We start from the raw sequence: 15,358 nt of genomic DNA, 5'->3' as shown, positions 1-15,358 counted from the left end.
AGGGTGCCACATGCCTACATAAAGAGCATTTCGGACATCACGCTCCGTGAGTCGCTCCCCGTCCCGCTCGCGGACTACCGTTCGGACCGCGCGGTCTCGTCCGCCGCGCCGCCCGCGCCCACCAGCCCGATCTTCATGCCCTCCAGCCGGTCGCCGAAGCGCTTCATCTCGCGCTGCCCGACCGAGCCGATGATCCCGGGCAGGTAGCCGCGTATCGACTGCATCCCGCGCAGCCACCACTGGCCGTAGACGTGCGCGGAGCGGCGCTCGATGCCCGCCACGATCCGGTCGACGGCCGGGCCGAGCGGGTACGTCTTGTTCGACGGCCAGGGCAGCCGCTGGCGCAGCTCGCGCATCACGTCGTCCTGGTCGGCGCCGCGCACCATGTCGGTGTCGGTCCAGCTCAGGTAGCCGACGCCGACCTTGACGCCCTTGTGGCCGACCTCGGCGCGCAGGCTGTGCGCGAACGCCTCGACGCCCGACTTGGACGCGCAGTACGCGGTCATCATCGGCGCCGGGGTGATGGCGGCGAGCGAGGCGATCTGCAGGAAGTAGCCGCGGGACTCCATCAGGACGGGCAGGAAGGCCCGCCCGGTGACGGCGCCGCCGATGAGGTTCACCTCGATCACCCGCCGCCAGGCGACCGGGTCGGAGTCGACGAACGGGCCGCCGGTGGCGACGCCCGCGTTGGCCACCACCGCGTCGACCTTGCCGAAGTGCGCCTTCACCTCCTGCGCGATCCGGGCGAGCGCCTCGTGGTCGGTGACGTCGGCGTGCCAGTGGGCCGCCTCGCCGTGCAGGGAGGCCGCGACCTTCTTCAGCTCGTCCGGCTCCAGGCCGACCAGCGCGAGCTTGGCGCCGCGCGCCGACAGCTTGCGGGCCAGCAGCTCGCCGACACCGCGCGCCGCACCGGTGACGACGACGACCTGCCCCTCCAGGGTCCTGCGTCCGCTCATGCCGACTTCTCCTTCGCTTCCCGGGCGCGCTGCGCCTTCGTCTTCTGCTTCGGGGCGAGCGCGGCCGGCTCGGGGGCGGCCGCGGTCAGGTGGTCCCGGACGAGCTCGCGGATCCGGTCCGCAACCGCGTCCGGCGCCTCGATGGGTGTCATGTGGCCCAGGCCCGGCAGCTCGGTCAGGCCCAGGCAGTGGGGCAGTACGGACGCCAGCCGGCGGGCGAGGACGATCGGGGTGAGCCGGTCGGCGGTGCCCGCCACGATCGCGGTGGGCACCTCCAGCCGGGCCACCTCGCCGGTCAGCTCCAGGCTCGCGAGCACCTTTCCCCACTGGGCGCGTACCCCGGAAGGGCAGGCGTGCACGATGCGGGCGCACGCCTCGATCTGCTCGGGCGTGGCGGCCGGGCCCATCGTGGCGTACTTCAGGACGCGCTTGGCGGGCGGCGTGACGGGGCCCAGCGGAGCGCGCGAGCCGAGGACCGCGCGGTGGGCGAAGCGGCGCGCGCCGGGCGAGCGCAGCGGAATGACCATGGCCTCCGCCGCGAGGTCGGCGGCGCCGGTGCTGCACAGCAGGACGGCGGCGGCGCGCTCGCGCATGCCGGGGCGGCGGGCCGCGGCCATCGCGGTCATGCCGCCCATGGAGTGCCCGGCCAGTACGGCTCTCTCGCCGGGCTCCAGCGCGGCGGCCAGTACGGCTTCGAGGTCGTCGGCGAGCGCGTCGGTGCTGTAGCCGCCGGGGCCCGCCGCCGGGCTGCGGCCGTGTCCGCGCTGGTCGTAGACGACGACCTTGTGCTCGGCGGCCAGTTCGCGGACGACCGGGGCCCAGAAGGCGGTGGAGCAGGTCCAGCCGTGGGCCAGGACCACGGCCGGCGCGTCCTCGGGGCCGTGCACCTCGGCGTGCAGCCGGGAGCCGTCGGCGGAGGTGACGGTCAGCTCGCGGCGGGCTGCGGGCGGGGCGTAGCGCCCGGTGGTGACGTACGGCGGGCGGCTCACGCGACGGCCTCCATGGTCTGCTCGGCGGACTTGTCCTGCTGCGCCGGCGCGCGCAGCACCTCGTACTCGGCCAGGTCGACCTGGCGGGTGACCTTGCGGAACTCGGCGGTGGTGCCGGGCCAGACGGTGGTGTTGCGGCCGTTCTTGTCCAGGTACCAGCTGTCGCAGCCGCCGGTGCTCCAGACGGTGCGCTCCATGCGCTTCTGTACGGCGGCGGACCAGGCGTGCACCGCGGAGGGGCGGGCGTCCAGGGCGATGCGGCCGCCGAGCAGGTCGAGCTGGCGCAGGTAGTCGACCATGTAGTTCAGCTGGGACTCGATCATGAGGATCATCGAGCTGTTCCCGAGGCCGGTGTTGGGCCCGATGATGGTCAGGAAGTTGGGGAAGCCGGCCGCGCTGCTGCCGCGCAGCGCCTCCATGCCGTCCTTCCACTCCTCGGCCAGCGTCGTGCCGTGGGCGCCGGTCACCCGCGCGGCGATGGGCATGTCGGTGACGTGGAAGCCGGTGCCGAAGACGATCGCGTCGACCTCGGTCTCGGTGCCGTCCGCGGCGACCAGGGTGTTGCCGCGCACCTCCTTCAGGCCGGAGGCCACGACGTCCACGTTGGGCTCGGCAAGCGCCGGGTAGTAGCTGTTGGACAGCAGGATGCGCTTGCAGCCGATGGTGTAGTCGGGCGTGAGCTTGGCCCGCAGCACGGGGTCCTTGACCGCCCGGTGCATGTGCGCCTTGGCCAGCGCCTGGACCACGCCCAGCTCCTTGGGCCGCTTGGTGAACGCGGAGACCTGGAGCTCGCGGATGCCCCACAGCAGCCGGCGGCGGAGCGCACGGGTGGCGGGCACCTTGGTGTGCAGCCAGTGCTCGGCCCGCGTGATCTTCCGGTCGGCGCGCGGCATGACCCACGGGGGCGTCCGCTGGAAGACGGTCAGCCGGTCCACGGTCGGCTGGATCGCGGGCACGATCTGGATCGCCGAGGCGCCCGTACCGATCATCGCGACCCGCTTGCCGCGCAGGTCGTAGTCGTGGTCCCAGCGCGCCGAGTGGAAGACCTTGCCCTCGAAGGAGCCGAGCCCGGGAACGTCGGGTATCTGCGGGTCGGAGAGCGGCCCGGTGGCCGACACCACCATGTCGGCGGTGAGCGTGCCCTGCGCCGTCCCGACCTCCCAGTACAGCCGCTCGGTGTTCCACCGCGCGCTCGTGACCTCCGCGTTGAAGCGGAGGTGCGGCCGCAGCCCGAAGGTGTCGGTGACCCGCTCCAGGTACGCCCGGATGTGCGGCTGCCCGGAGAAGTTCCGCGGCCACTCCGGGTTGGGCGCGAAGGAGAACGAGTACAGATGCGAGGGCACGTCGCAGGCGCAGCCCGGGTAGCTGTTGTCGCGCCAGGTGCCGCCGACCGAGTCGGCGCGCTCCAGGACGACGAAGTCGGTGATCCCCTGGCGGCGCAGCCGGACGGCGGCCCCCAGGCCGCCGAACCCCGATCCGATCACCACCACCCGTACGTGCTCGTGCTCGCGCTCGGCCATGCCGCGCCTCCTGTGTCCGTACCGTCGACCGCTCCGAACCGCGCCAGTAATCACTGGCACAGTCGGAGAGTAGGACAGCTCCGTACTGAGCGGTAGGGGTTGAGCGAAAGGAAGTTACCGGCGGTTGCACCTGCCGGCGTCGCCGGGCACCCGGCATAGGGTGAAGCCGTGGAAGCGAACACAGGCACGGAGGACGGCCCGAAGGAACGCGAGTTCCGCATGTCCGAGCTGGCCGCGGAAGCCGGCATCACGGTCCGTACGCTGCGCTTCTACCGCGAGCGCAAGCTCATCCCGCCGCCCCGCCGCGAAGGCCGGATCGCCTGGTACAACGAACACCACCTGGCCCGGCTGCGGACGATCGCGGCGCTGCTGGAGCGCGGCCACAACCTCGGCGGCATCGCGCAGCTGCTCACCGCCTTCGAGAGCGGCCGCGACCCCGGCGAACTGCTGGGCCTGGACAGCGGCTCCCTGGTGGCGCCGTTCTCCGAGGAGACCCCGGTCCGCCTCACCCCCGAGGAGCTGGCCGACCACTTCAAGGACGACGTGACGGCCGACAACCTCGCCACGTCCCTGGACATCGGCTACCTCGCCGTCGACGGGGACGAGTTCGTGCACATCAGCCGGCGGCTGCTGGACGCCTCCACGGACCTGGTCTCCGAAGGCGTACCGCTCGCCGCCGTCCTGGACGCCGGGCGTCAGGTGCGCGCGCACGCCGACGCGCTCGCCGAGCTGTTCATCAAGGTCATCCGTACTCACGTCCTGCAGGACGTGCTGACCCGCGTGGAGTCCGGCGCCGGCCTCGGCCCCGACGAGCTGACCCGGCTCGCGCAGACCATCGACAAGCTCCGTCCGCTCTCCAAGGGCATCGTCGACGCCGAGCTGTCCATGGCCATGGACCGCGCCATCGGGGCCGAGCTGGCCTCCTGGTCGGACAGTCCGGCGCCCCCGGCGGGCGGGGCCCCGGACGACGGCTGAGCCCGCCTCCGGCACCTGCACCGGAAACGGGCTCAGCCCTTCGTGGTGCCGTCGGCTACGCGCCTGCCGGGTGCCCCGCGGGCACGGAGGCCGGGTGCTGACCGCTCTCGTGGTGGCCGCCCTGGTGCTGAGCGCCCTGATGCTGACCGTTCTGGTGCCGGCCGTTCTGGTGCTGACCATGCTGGTGCTGACCGGCCACGGGCCTGGCCGCCTCCGGCTTGGCGGCGGCCTGGTGCTGCCCCGCCTGCGGCTTCACGGCCGCCTCCGGCTTGGCGGCCTGCGGCTTGGTGGACTGCTGCTTGGAGGCCTGCGGCTTCGTGCTCTGCGGCTTGGCGGCCTGGGGCTTGGTGGCCTCCGGCTTGCCGGCCTCGGGCTGCGTCGGCTCCGGCTTGCCGGCTTCCGGCTTCGCGGCCTCCGGCTTGCCGGGCTCGGGCTTGCCGGCCGGCTGCTGCACCGGGTCCGGCTTCGGCTTCGACGCTGCCGCCTGCTGCACCGGCTTCAGCTTCCAGATCTGCCGCTGGCTCCGGTCCGAGCAGGGCTTCAGTGCGACCCGGTCACCCTTCGCGCGGTCGATGACCTCGGTCAGGCAGTACGTGCGGACGGGCGCGCGCAACTGGCTGCGACTGGGGTCCGTGCCGGTTCTCCGGATCTGGTAGCCGTCGCCGTGCCGGGTGAACGTCCAGTCCGTCATGTGCTTCGCCGAGCAGGACGGGAACATCAGCTTGCGCGCGGGGCTCGTGCCGAGGCAGCCCTTCTTCGACTCGCTCCGCAGCTGGAACCGGTCCGCGTGCGGCTTCAGGCCGAACACGTCGGTCGGGCCCTGGCTGCCGCAGGTGATGAGCGACAGGTCGAGCATCCCCTTGACCGCGCGCGGGGCGAGGCAGCGGCCGTCGACGGCACTGGCGATGCGGAAGTCTCCCTTCGCCGGGGCCGCGGGCCGTTCGGCGGAGACGGCCGAAGCGGTCCCCGCCTGAGCCAGCAGCAGCGCCGCTCCGGCCAGCGCGCCGGAGACGGCCTTGATCCTGTAGGGCATGGTGCGTTTCCTCTCCTGGGTCGCCGCGACCCGAACCGGCCCACGGCATCAATGTCGACAAAACGCAACAAAGCATGAAAACAGGAGAGATGCCGACTAACACGCATGAGTGGGTGAAAGAAACGGCGCGCTGGAGTGCCCCACTCGGACACGCGGGTGAACGCACGCGGAGCCGCCCGGGGCTCCTCGCCCCGGGCGGCTCCGCACCGTCTCAGACCTCGTAGACCGCCGTGACCGGGGCGTGGTCGGACCAGCGCTGGTCGTAGGTGGCGGCGCGTTCGACGTACGCCTTGCGGGCGCGGTCGGCGAGGCCCGGGGTGGCCATCTGGTAGTCGATGCGCCAGCCCGCGTCGTTGTCGAAGGCCTTGCCGCGGTAGGACCACCAGGAGTACGGGCCCGCGACGTCCGGGTGGAGGGCGCGGACGACGTCCCGGTAGCCGGCCTCGTCCAGGACGCGGGTGAGCCAGGCGCGCTCCTCGGGGAGGAAGCCGGCCTTCTTCTGGTTGGCCTTCCAGTTCTTCAGGTCGGCCTCCTGGTGGGCGATGTTCCAGTCGCCGCAGACCACGACCTCGCGGCCGTCCGCCGCCGCCTTGGCCTTCAGCTCCGCCAGGTACGGCAGGAACTCCGCCATGAAGCGTTCCTTCTCGTCCTGCCGCTCGGTGCCGACCTCGCCCGAGGGCAGGTAGAGGCTGGCGACCGTGACGCCCGACAGGTCGGCCTCGACGTAGCGGCCGCTGGTGTCGAACTCGGTCGAGCCGAAGCCCACCCGCACCCGGTCCGGCTCCCGCCGGGTCAGCAGCGCGACGCCGGCCCGGCCCTTGGCCGCCGCCGGCGCGTACGTGGCGAACCAGCCCTCCGGCGCCCGCACCTCCGCAGGCAGCTGTTCGAGTTCGGCACGCACCTCCTGGAGGCAGACCACGTCGGCGGCGGTCTCCGCCAGCCACGGCACGAAGCCCTTCTTCGAGGCGGCCCGCAGGCCATTCACGTTTACTGAGGTGACGGTGAGCATCCGGGCACGATAACCGACCCAGGAGCGACACACTCCCCTCGCCCATCGGACGCACGTACGATTCCAGGAATGGAGATTCGTCCGGTTCGTTATGACCATCCCGACGCCGTCGAGCTCGACGAGCTCGTCCAGCAGGAGTACGTACTGCGCTACGGCGACCCCGACGTGACACCGCTCGACCCGGAGATGTTCGTGCCGCCGAACGGCGCCTACCTCCTCGCGTACGAGGACGGCCGACCGCTGGCCACCGGGGGCTGGCGCACCCAGGACGCAGGCGACGACGGGTACGCGGACGGCGACGCCGAGATCAAGCGGATGTTCGTGACGGCCGAGGCGCGCGGGCGCGGGCTGGCGCGGCGCATCCTCGCGGCGCTGGAGGACGACGCCCGCGCGGCGGGCCGCACCCGCATGGTGCTGGAGTCGGGCATCAAGCAGCCGGAGGCGCTGGAGCTGTACGCGTCCAGCGGCTATCTGCCGGTCGAGAAGTTCGGGCACTACCGGTACTACGAAGACAGCCGCCACCTGGGAAAACCCCTGCAGCCCTGACCTGCGGCGGCCCGGCCTCCCCGAGATCTTGTTTGACAGCGGCCCGGGCCGCTTCCCATACTCATTCCACTAATGAACTAGTGGAAGTAGGGAAGGGGGGTCGGCGCATGAACGACCCGACAGAGCGGGGCGACGACGGGTCCGGTGGCTGGGCGGTCGAGGCACACGGGCTGGGCAAGAAGTACCGGCGGGGATGGGCGCTGCAGGACGTCTCGTTCCGGGTCCCGGCCGGCCGGATCTGCGCGCTGGTCGGACCGAACGGCGCGGGCAAGAGCACGTTCCTCGGCGCCGCCACCCGGCTGGTGCGCCCGACGGCCGGCACGCTGGAACTGTTCGGCGTCCCGGTCACCGATCCGGCCGTGCTGACCCGGTTCTCCTTCCTGGCCCAGGACAAGCCGCTGTACAAGCGGTTCACGGTGGCCGAGACACTGCGGATGGGCCGCGAACTGAACCCCGGCTGGGACCAGGCGGCGGCCGAGCGGATCGTGCGGTCCGGGGACGTCCCGCTGACGGCCAAGGTCGGCACGCTGTCCGGCGGTCAGCGCACGCGGGTCGCGTTCGCGCTGGCCTTCGGCAAGCGTCCGCGGCTGCTGCTGCTCGACGAGCCGATGGCCGACCTCGACCCGCTCGCCCGGCACGAGCTGTCCGGCCTGCTGATGGCCGAGGCCGCGGAGCACGGCACGACCGTGATCATGGCCTCCCACGTGCTCCCCGAGCTGGAGGACATGTGCGACTTCCTGCTGGTGCTGACCGGCGGCCGGCTGCGGATGGCCGGTGACACCGACGTGCTGCTCGACGCGCACGCCCTGGTCACGGGCGCGACGGAGGACGGCACGCTGCCCCGGGCGCTGACCGCGGCCTGCACGGTCGTGGAGAACCGCGTCACGGGACGCCAGTTCACCGCGCTCGTCCGCGGTGACGGGCCGGGGGCCGAGGTGCCCGAAGGCCCGTGGGAGACCGTGTCGCCCGGCCTGGAAGAGGTCCTGCTCGGCCACCTCCGCGCCGCCGACGCACCGCCGCTGATCACCGCCGCCGCCCGCACCGAGACCCGCCTGGAGGCGGCATGAGCACGCTGACCGGTACGAAGAAGACCGCGGGCACCCCCGCGACCGCCCGGAGCGGCGGCCCGCTGCACGGTCTGACCTGGCTGGTGTGGCGCCGCAACCGCACGGCGTTCCTGCTGCTGGCCGCCCTCACCGTGGTGGTCTGCGCGTACTGCCTCTACCAGCGCGCCGAGGTGGTGGACTTCGTCTCGCGGTACGGCAACGACTCGCGCTACGCCGAGAAGTTCGACGAGGCGTTCAAGCCGGTGTTCGACCGTCTCTACGCGCTCTCCTCCCTGCCCGCGCTCCTCGGCGTCTTCCTCGCCGCCCCGCTCATCGCGGGCGAACAGGAGCACGGCACCGTGCGGCTGGTCACCACGCAGTCGGTCCCGCGGACCCGCTGGATCACCGCGACCGTACTGCTGCCCCTGCTGGTCGTCCTCGTCTGCTCCACTCTGCTCTCCGTCGCCTTCACCGCCCTGTGGTCGCCGGCGAGCCGGCTGGTGAACTACGGCGACTGGCTCGGCGGGACCGTCTTCGACATCACGGGCCCGGTGCCGGTCGCCATGGCCCTGTTCCTCACCAGCTGCGGCTTCGCCGTGGGCATGCTCATCCGCCGCGTGGTCCCCACGATGCTCGTGATGCTCGTCGTCTCGTTCGGCACCTCGGTCGTCTGGGACTGGCTCCGGGTCCGCCTGACCGCCCCGCACAGCGCCACCGCCCCGGCCAAGGGCGACTACCCGACGATCCCGGACTCCGCCATCAACCACGACCAGTGGCTGGGCACCTCCGACGGCCGCCTGCTCGGCTTCGGCACCTGCGTCGACGCCAAGAACGAGGCCGCGTGCATGGCCGACAAGGGCATCGTGCATAAGATCGTCGAGTACTTCACCTTCGACCAGATGCCGGGGATGCAGTGGCGGGGCTCGGCCGTCCTCCTGGCCCTGACCGTTCTGGTCGTGGCGTTCACCGTGCTGTGGACCCGCCGGCGGCCGCTCTGAGACACCCACCGCAGATCCCCGGGCGAAAGGCGCTGACCATGGTCGAATTCCGCATCGACCGGCGCTGTGGCGTGGCCACGTACCAGCAGATCGTCCAGCAGGTCCGGCAGGCACTGCGGTTGGGCACCCTCGTGGAGGGCGACCGGCTGCCGACGGCCGCACAGGTCGCCGCCACCACGAAGGTCAATCCGAACACCACGCTCAAGGCGTACCGGGAGCTGGAGCGCGAGGGCCTGGTGGAGCCGCGCCCGGGCCTGGGCACCTTCGTGAGCCGTACCCTCGCCCGGCCGGAGTCCGAAGGCGACGCGGCGCTCCGGGCCGAGCTGGCGGACTGGCTGGAACGGGCCCGCGCGGCGGAGCTGGACCGCGAGGACGTGGAAGCGCTGTTCGCGGCCGTACTGGAAGACCGGTTCCCCCGGACCTGACGGCCCCCCCCCCCCCGCGGGGCGGGACCGCCTCCGTGCGGGCGTGCCCACCGTCCCCGCCCCGGTGACCGGCTAGCCGCCCGCCTCGTCGAGGGCGCGCAGTACCTGCGCCGTGTGGTCGTCGAGGGGGAAGAAGAGCTCGATGGCCAGCTCGGAGAGGGTGACGTCGTTGGGGGCTCCGATGACGGCCATGGTGCTGAACAGGGCCAGTTCGCCGTGCGGGGTACGGAAGCGCAGCGGGACGACGGCCTCCGGGGCGTGCGGGGCCGCGCCGCCCTCGGAGGGCCCGGTTGTCGCCTCCTCGGGGGCGTAGCCGCGCACCTCCTCGTAGAGCGCGCGCAGTCCGGGGTCGCCGGTGGCCTCGGCCTGGCGGTGCAGCCGCTCCAGGAAGTGGTCGCGCACCTCGGGCAGGTTGGTGCAGCGGGCGGCGAGCCCTTCGGGGTGCAGCGCCAGGCGGGCCACGTTGGCCGGGGGCGCGAGCAGCTCCGGGGACACGCCGTCGAGGAGGACGCCCATGGCGGGATTGCCGGTGACGACGTTCCAGCCGCGGTCGACGACCACGGCCGGGTACGGGCGGTGGGCGGCCAGCATCATGTCCAGGGCGCCGCGCACGGACCGCAGCCCCTCGTCGTCCAGCGCCCGCTCCCGGTAGGCGGGCGCGTAACCGGCCGCGAGCAGCAGCCCGTTGCGCTCCCGCAGCGGCACGTCGAGGTGGTCCGCGAGCCGCAGCACCATGGCGCGGCTGGGGCGGGACCGGCCGGTCTCCACGCAGGACAGATGGCGGGCGGAACTGTCGGCGAGCAGGGCCAGTTCGAGCTGGCTGAGCCGGCGGCGGCGCCGCCAGTCGCGCAGCATCGTGCCGACCCGCGGCCGGTCCGCTGACGCGGCGGCCCGGCCGGACACGCCTGCCGCGTCGCCGAGTTGGGCGGTCATGCCGGTGAGCCTAGCGGGACGGGTCGCGGCGTCCATGACCTCGGAGGTCATTGCCCGCCCCACCCGCACCTTGCCACCGTTCGGTGCGTACGGACGGCCCGTACGCACCGCCGTAGGCCAAGGAGGCCCGCATGACCACCTCGACCTCGTCCCGCACCGCTCCGAGCACCTCGGAGAGCCCCGCCCGCGACGCGTCCTGGCTGCTGCGGACGGTGCTGCGGACCGACAGCCTCAGCACGGCCGCCTTCGCGGTATTGATGCTGGTGGAGAGCGCGCTGACCGCCACCCCGCTGGGGATGCCGCGCGAGCTGGCGGTGGTCTCCGGGTGCGGCATGGTCTGCGGTGCCGTGGCCTTCTGGCTGCTCGCCCGGATGCCGGTGCTGCCGCCCCGCCTCGTGGCCGCGGCGATCGCGCTGAACGCCGTGTGCGGGATCGCGTTCGCCGTCCTGTCCTGCACCGGCCTGGTCCAGCTGACCGGCTTCGGCCGGGTGTTCCTCGGCGCGGGCGCGCTGATCGTCGCGGTCTTCGCCGACCTGGAGTACCTGGGCCTGCGCCGCATCCGCCGGTCGGCGCAGGCCCGGGTCCGCACCGCCTAGGAGGTCTCAGAGGCCCCCTGGCCGCCCCGGGAGAGCCGCAGCGTGAGGATCTGGAACGGCCGCAGGGCCAGGGTCACCCGCCCGCCGTCCGCCACGGTGTACGGGGGCGCGTCGGCGAGCGGCCGTTCCAGCAGGTCGGTGGCGTACGCGGCGGTGACGGGGAAGCCCGCCGTGAGCGTGGCTCCGGCCCGGCCGCCGGCCGCTTCGTAGAGCCGTACGACAAGGTCGCCGCCGCGGTCCTCGGCGAGCTTGACCGCTTCCACGACCACCGCGTCGTTGTCCACGCCCACCAGCGGCTCGACCGGCCGCGCGCCCCGCACCGCGCGCTCCGGCAGGTTGATCCGGTGCCCCTCGCGCACCGCGTCCGGCGTCCCGGCGCCGGGCGCCAGCGCGTACCGCAGCCGGTGCCGGCCCTGGTCGGTCTCGGGGTCCGGGTAGCGCGGGGCGCGCAGCAGGGACAGCCGGACGGTGGTGGTCTGGCCGCCGTCGCGGCGCACGTCCCGCGTGACGTCGTGCCCGTACGTGGAGTCGTTGACCAGCGCCGCGCCCCAGCCGGGCTCCTCGACCTGGATCCAGCGGTGCGCGCAGATCTCGAACTTGGCCGTCTCCCACGAGGTGTTGGTGTGGGTGGGCCGGTGGACGTGGCCGAACTGGGTCTCGGCGGCGGACCGGTCGGCCTTCACGTCCAGCGGGAAAGCGACCTTGAGGATCTTCTCCCGCTCGTGCCAGTCGACATCGGCGGTCAGGTCCAGGACCGCGGCGCCGGCCCGCAGGGTGAGGGTCTGGGTGACCGTGGACGTCCCGAAGGCGCGCCGCACCTCGACGGTTGCCGCGTCCGGCCCGTCGGCGGTCAGCCGCAGCTCCTCGGCGTCCGTCAGGTCGGTGACCCGGTGCCGGTAGAAGGCGTCGAGATCCCAGGCGTCCCAGAAGTTGGGCAGGTCGGGGTGGAGCTGGAGGAGGTTCGCGGGCCGGCCGGGCGCCAGGGTCTCGCGGCGGGCCCGCAGGTCGTATGCGGAGACCAGCAGCCCACTGCCGTCGATCTCGGCACGCAGCAGGCCGTTGGCGAGGATCCAGCCGCCCCCCGGCCGCTCCTCAGCGGTGACCCGCGCGTCGTGGGCCGTGGCCGCGCGGGCCGCGCCGCCGGCCGGTACGCCGCGCCGGGCGTGCGGCGCCGCGTTGAACACGATCTCCTCGGCACCGGAGCCCGCGAGCGCCCGCTGCGCGGTGTCGACGATGTCCCGCAGCTCGGCGTGGACCCGGGCGTAGGTCTCCCGGGCCTCGCGGTGCACCCAGGCGATGGACGAGCCGGGCAGGATGTCGTGGAACTGGTGGAGCAGCACCGTCTTCCACAACCGCTCCAGCGCGTCGTACGGGTAGGAGTACCCCGGCACGCGTACCGCGGCGGTCGCCGCCCACAGTTCCGCCTCGCGCAGCAGCGACTCGCTGAAGCGGTTGCCCTGCTTGGTCTTCGCCTGCGAGGTGTAGGTGCCGCGGTGCAGCTCCAGGTACAGCTCGCCGACCCATACGGGGGCCGCTTCCGCGTACTCCTCGTGCGCCTTCTCGAAGAAGGCGGCGGGGCGCTCGATCTCGACGCGGGGTGCCCCCTCCAGGTCGCGGAAGCGCTCGGCACGCGCCAGCATCTCGCGCGTCGCGCCGCCCCCGCCGTCGCCGTGCCCGAAGGGGACGAGGGAGCGGGTGCCGCGGCCCTTCTCGCGGTAGTTGCGCGCCGCGTGCGCCAACTCGCCACCGCTCAGCTCGCTGTTGTACGTGTCCACGGGCGGGAAGTGGGTGAAGACGCGGGTGCCGTCGATGCCCTCCCACCAGAACGTGTGGTGCGGAAAGGTGTTGGTCTGGCTCCAGGAGATCTTCTGGGTGAGGAACCACTTGGCCCCGGCCAGCTTCACGAGCTGGGGCATGGCGGCGGTGTACCCGAAGGAGTCCGGCAGCCAGACCTCCTCGGTCTCGATCCCGAACTCCTCCAGGAAGAACCGCTTCCCGTACAGGAACTGCCGGGCCATGGCCTCCCCGCCGACCATGTTGGTGTCCGACTCGACCCACATCCCGCCGACCGGCACGAACTGCCCGGACGCGATCTTCTTCTTCACACGGGCGAAGACCTCGGGCCGGTGTTCCTTGATCCAGGCGAGCTGCTGGGCCTGGGACATGGCGAACACGAAGTCCGGGTGGTCGTCCATGAGGGCCGTCATGTTGGCGCAGGTCCGGGCGACCTTGCGGACGGTCTCGCGCAGCGGCCACAGCCAGGCCGAGTCGATGTGGGCATGCCCGACCGCGCTGAGGCGGTGCGCCGACGCACGGGCCGGTGCGGCGAGCGCGGCGGCCAGCTCGGCGCGGGCCCGCCCGGCGGTGCCCGGTACGTCGTCGGTGTCGAGGGTGTCCAGGGCACGTTCGAGGGAGCGCAGGATCTCGTGGCGGCGCGCGTCGTCCTCCGGGAGCTGCTCCATCAGCCCACCCAGCACCTCCAGGTCCTGGATCAGCTCCCACACGGCCGGCTCGAAGACGGCCAGGTCCAGGCGGTTCAGCCGGTAGAGGGGGGCGTCACCGGAAGTGAGCCGGTCGCCTTCGTACGTGGGCCGCTGGACGTTGAGCACCGGATTGGCGGCGGCCTCGACGTACAGCTCGACCTCCTCGCCGCCCGCCACCCGGTCGCCGATCCGCACCCAGGCGTTGCGCGGGTTGAGCGCCTTCACCGCCTCGCCGTTCGCGCGGTACACCAGGCCCTCGCTCTGGAAACCGGGCATGTTCAGGTCGAAGCCGAGGTCCAGTACGGCCTCCACCGCGCACCCTGCCCACTCCTCGGGAACCCGCCCGGTGAGCCGGAGCCAGCTGGTGCCCCAGGCCGGACCCCACGCGTCACCGGCCGCGGCCGGCGCGTACGGCGCCGCCAGCCCCTCCGCGACCGGCACCGGCTCGCCCGGCGCGTCCCAGCGGCCCACCTCCAGCGGCACAGAGGCGCTGTACAGGGCGGGCCTGACGCGTTCGTCCAGTACGCGGCGGAGGCGGTGTTCCACGATGCTGCGGTCGTCGTGCATGCGGCGGCTCCGGTGGGAGGCGTGGGGCGGGCCCGGGGCGTACGGCCCTCCCTCCACCCTGCCCGGTGCGCGAGCCCCGTTATGCACGGCGCGCGCCTCCCGGGCCCGCGACACGCCCGGCGTCCGGCCGTAGCGATCGGTCCACGCCATTGACCCGAGCGGCGGGTTTCCACATTGCAACGGCCCGCGGAAAACGGTGGGGTCGCCCCTATGACAGCGCTCAAGGAACTGACACTGCTCGGCACGGTGCCCACCGCGATCGCCTCCGCGCTGGTGCTGACGGTCCCTCAAGGCCCCGCGGCGGCCAAGGCCGCAGGCGGCTGGGCCCGGCCGATCACCGCGCCGTACTACATCTCCTCCTCGTACGGCGTGCGCGGCGACTGGGCGGCCGGCCACCACACGGGCGTGGACTTCGCCGTACCGACCGGCTCCCGGGTCCGCTCGGTCGGACCCGGCACCGTGGTCCTGGCGCGGCGCTCCGGTGCCTACGGCAAGGCGGTCACCGTTCGCATGCGCGACGGTCACTACATCGTGTACGGCCACCTCTCCAAGATCTCGGTCCGGCCGGGCCGCTCGGTGGGTGCCGGCTCGCGGCTGGGCTCCAGCGGTGCGACCGGCCGGGCCAGCGGCCCGCACCTGCACTTCGAGGTGCGCAACGCGCGCGGCTACGGAAACGACGTCAACCCGCTCCGGTACCTCTCCCGGCGCGGCGTACACATGAAGTAGGCACGGACGGGCCGCCCTCCGACGCGGACCGGCCCCGGCATCGGTACGGATGGGGAAAGCGTGCCGGCCGGGACCACCGGATTGGCCGATCCCCGTCGGAGGGCCCCGCCGCCGGCCGCCGGCGGCGAATCGCACAACGTGCTGCGCGCCGCCGAAATTTTCGGGCCGCCACCCGAAAATCGGTATATCGAGCAGGGCCCGCTCGCCCCCTGCGCACTCAAATACATTTCACGTTCATCTGCGCGGCCGGGCGGCCGAATGGGGTAATCCCGGGGGCGGTCCGACACGCTCGGCGACCGCCGCGGTGCTCGCGGCCCGGCGGTCTGACCGGGACGACGGGCGGGGCAGGGCCGGGCGAGGCGGGGCTCCCGCGCCTGCGGGCGACGCCCCACCGCTCACGGACGAGCCCGCTCAGCATATTTACCCAAGGGCTTTCTATTGCAGAAAAACATCAGCCGGTAGGCATTCCCGACGGCTGTAAAATCAAACTCGAATTACCCGGATGCCACGTTTCTCCGCGCCGATTTCTTCGTTGACGGAGTATGCCTGAGACAAG

The 15,358-nt window shown here is 72.7% G+C and carries 14 protein-coding genes; 7 read left to right on the top strand and 7 right to left on the bottom strand.

Annotated features, from left to right (window positions below; all coding sequences use genetic code 11):
• Nucleotides 1–74: 74 nt before the first annotated feature.
• The 3 genes from ABZ840_RS14665 to ABZ840_RS14655 are packed head-to-tail and all read right to left on the bottom strand — an operon-like array spanning nucleotide 75 to nucleotide 3,465.
• Nucleotides 75–956: an SDR family oxidoreductase gene (locus ABZ840_RS14665; RefSeq protein WP_361558686.1), complete on the bottom strand. Its 882-nt coding sequence runs from the start codon at nucleotides 954–956 to the stop codon at nucleotides 75–77.
• Nucleotides 953–1,945 carry an alpha/beta fold hydrolase gene (locus ABZ840_RS14660; RefSeq protein ID WP_361558683.1) on the bottom strand — a complete coding sequence of 331 codons (993 nt, stop codon included), beginning with the start codon at nucleotides 1,943–1,945 and terminating at the stop codon, nucleotides 953–955. Before ABZ840_RS14660 ends, ABZ840_RS14665 begins: the two co-directional genes overlap by 4 nt.
• Nucleotides 1,942–3,465, bottom strand: coding sequence for an NAD(P)/FAD-dependent oxidoreductase (locus tag ABZ840_RS14655; RefSeq protein WP_361558681.1), 1,524 nt, complete (start codon nucleotides 3,463–3,465; stop codon nucleotides 1,942–1,944). Before ABZ840_RS14655 ends, ABZ840_RS14660 begins: the two co-directional genes overlap by 4 nt.
• 219 nt (nucleotides 3,466–3,684) lie before the next feature.
• Between ABZ840_RS14655 and ABZ840_RS14650 the strand changes: the two genes are divergently transcribed.
• The gene (locus ABZ840_RS14650; protein ID WP_361558851.1) at nucleotides 3,685–4,440 is read left to right on the top strand and encodes a MerR family transcriptional regulator; all 756 of its coding nucleotides are present in this window, start codon (nucleotides 3,685–3,687) and stop codon (nucleotides 4,438–4,440) included.
• A 55-nt stretch (nucleotides 4,441–4,495) separates the two neighbouring features.
• Here ABZ840_RS14650 and ABZ840_RS14645 read toward each other — a convergent pair whose 3' ends face one another.
• A complete protein-coding gene (locus ABZ840_RS14645; RefSeq protein ID WP_361558678.1) occupies nucleotides 4,496–5,473 on the bottom strand; it encodes a hypothetical protein in 978 nt (325 codons plus the stop codon).
• 211 nt (nucleotides 5,474–5,684) lie between these two features.
• The gene (locus ABZ840_RS14640; protein ID WP_361558675.1) at nucleotides 5,685–6,482 is read right to left on the bottom strand and encodes an exodeoxyribonuclease III; all 798 of its coding nucleotides are present in this window, start codon (nucleotides 6,480–6,482) and stop codon (nucleotides 5,685–5,687) included.
• Between the two features lie 69 nt (nucleotides 6,483–6,551).
• Here ABZ840_RS14640 and ABZ840_RS14635 point away from each other — a divergent pair, with 69 nt between their 5' ends.
• The 4 genes from ABZ840_RS14635 to ABZ840_RS14620 all read left to right on the top strand — a co-directional run bounded on the left by ABZ840_RS14635 (nucleotide 6,552) and on the right by ABZ840_RS14620 (nucleotide 9,497).
• Nucleotides 6,552–7,028 (top strand): GNAT family N-acetyltransferase, encoded by a 477-nt coding sequence (locus ABZ840_RS14635; RefSeq protein ID WP_361558672.1) that lies wholly within the window; start codon nucleotides 6,552–6,554, stop codon nucleotides 7,026–7,028.
• Between the two features lie 107 nt (nucleotides 7,029–7,135).
• On the top strand, nucleotides 7,136–8,095 hold the full coding sequence (locus tag ABZ840_RS14630) for an ABC transporter ATP-binding protein (RefSeq protein ID WP_361558669.1): 960 nt from the start codon (nucleotides 7,136–7,138) through the stop codon (nucleotides 8,093–8,095).
• Nucleotides 8,092–9,072, top strand: coding sequence for an ABC transporter permease (locus tag ABZ840_RS14625; protein ID WP_361558666.1), 981 nt, complete (start codon nucleotides 8,092–8,094; stop codon nucleotides 9,070–9,072). Before ABZ840_RS14630 ends, ABZ840_RS14625 begins: the two co-directional genes overlap by 4 nt.
• Nucleotides 9,073–9,110: 38 nt before the next feature.
• Nucleotides 9,111–9,497: a GntR family transcriptional regulator gene (locus tag ABZ840_RS14620; protein WP_361558663.1), complete on the top strand. Its 387-nt coding sequence runs from the start codon at nucleotides 9,111–9,113 to the stop codon at nucleotides 9,495–9,497.
• Between the two features lie 72 nt (nucleotides 9,498–9,569).
• On the opposite strand, the gene ABZ840_RS14615 is transcribed toward ABZ840_RS14620, so the two are convergent.
• Nucleotides 9,570–10,430, bottom strand: coding sequence for a helix-turn-helix transcriptional regulator (locus ABZ840_RS14615; RefSeq protein WP_361558660.1), 861 nt, complete (start codon nucleotides 10,428–10,430; stop codon nucleotides 9,570–9,572).
• 131 nt (nucleotides 10,431–10,561) lie between these two features.
• On the opposite strand from ABZ840_RS14615, the gene ABZ840_RS14610 reads away from it, so the two are divergent.
• Nucleotides 10,562–11,026, top strand: coding sequence for a hypothetical protein (locus ABZ840_RS14610; protein WP_361558657.1), 465 nt, complete (start codon nucleotides 10,562–10,564; stop codon nucleotides 11,024–11,026).
• Here ABZ840_RS14610 and ABZ840_RS14605 read toward each other — a convergent pair.
• Nucleotides 11,023–14,076, bottom strand: coding sequence for a glycoside hydrolase family 38 C-terminal domain-containing protein (locus ABZ840_RS14605; RefSeq protein ID WP_361558654.1), 3,054 nt, complete (start codon nucleotides 14,074–14,076; stop codon nucleotides 11,023–11,025). The two genes, ABZ840_RS14610 and ABZ840_RS14605, sit on opposite strands and share 4 nt — an antisense overlap.
• Nucleotides 14,077–14,286: 210 nt before the next feature.
• Here ABZ840_RS14605 and ABZ840_RS14600 point away from each other — a divergent pair, with 210 nt between their 5' ends.
• A complete protein-coding gene (locus ABZ840_RS14600; protein ID WP_361558651.1) occupies nucleotides 14,287–14,802 on the top strand; it encodes a M23 family metallopeptidase in 516 nt (171 codons plus the stop codon).
• Nucleotides 14,803–15,358 lie beyond the last annotated feature (556 nt).

The sequence above is a fragment of the Streptomyces sp. NPDC047117 genome, assembly GCF_040643545.1.
GTDB lineage: Bacteria > Actinomycetota > Actinomycetes > Streptomycetales > Streptomycetaceae > Streptomyces.
The sequence above is the reverse complement of the archived record's forward strand: the minus strand, read 5'-3'. Positions and strand labels throughout refer to the sequence as shown.

What these genes read in the sequence shown, in the direction of transcription:
- ABZ840_RS14665 (WP_361558686.1), bottom strand. Translation starts at nt 956, where the DNA reads ATGAGCGGACGCAGGACCCTGGAGGGGCAGGTCGTCGTCGTCACCGGT.
- ABZ840_RS14655 (WP_361558681.1), bottom strand. Translation starts at nt 3,465, where the DNA reads ATGGCCGAGCGCGAGCACGAGCACGTACGGGTGGTGGTGATCGGATCG.
- ABZ840_RS14650 (WP_361558851.1), top strand. Translation starts at nt 3,685, where the DNA reads ATGTCCGAGCTGGCCGCGGAAGCCGGCATCACGGTCCGTACGCTGCGC.
- ABZ840_RS14645 (WP_361558678.1), bottom strand. Translation starts at nt 5,473, where the DNA reads ATGCCCTACAGGATCAAGGCCGTCTCCGGCGCGCTGGCCGGAGCGGCG.
- ABZ840_RS14640 (WP_361558675.1), bottom strand. Translation starts at nt 6,482, where the DNA reads ATGCTCACCGTCACCTCAGTAAACGTGAATGGCCTGCGGGCCGCCTCG.
- ABZ840_RS14635 (WP_361558672.1), top strand. Translation starts at nt 6,552, where the DNA reads ATGGAGATTCGTCCGGTTCGTTATGACCATCCCGACGCCGTCGAGCTC.
- ABZ840_RS14630 (WP_361558669.1), top strand. Translation starts at nt 7,136, where the DNA reads ATGAACGACCCGACAGAGCGGGGCGACGACGGGTCCGGTGGCTGGGCG.
- ABZ840_RS14625 (WP_361558666.1), top strand. Translation starts at nt 8,092, where the DNA reads ATGAGCACGCTGACCGGTACGAAGAAGACCGCGGGCACCCCCGCGACC.
- ABZ840_RS14620 (WP_361558663.1), top strand. Translation starts at nt 9,111, where the DNA reads ATGGTCGAATTCCGCATCGACCGGCGCTGTGGCGTGGCCACGTACCAG.
- ABZ840_RS14615 (WP_361558660.1), bottom strand. Translation starts at nt 10,430, where the DNA reads ATGACCGCCCAACTCGGCGACGCGGCAGGCGTGTCCGGCCGGGCCGCC.
- ABZ840_RS14610 (WP_361558657.1), top strand. Translation starts at nt 10,562, where the DNA reads ATGACCACCTCGACCTCGTCCCGCACCGCTCCGAGCACCTCGGAGAGC.
- ABZ840_RS14605 (WP_361558654.1), bottom strand. Translation starts at nt 14,076, where the DNA reads ATGCACGACGACCGCAGCATCGTGGAACACCGCCTCCGCCGCGTACTG.
- ABZ840_RS14600 (WP_361558651.1), top strand. Translation starts at nt 14,287, where the DNA reads ATGACAGCGCTCAAGGAACTGACACTGCTCGGCACGGTGCCCACCGCG.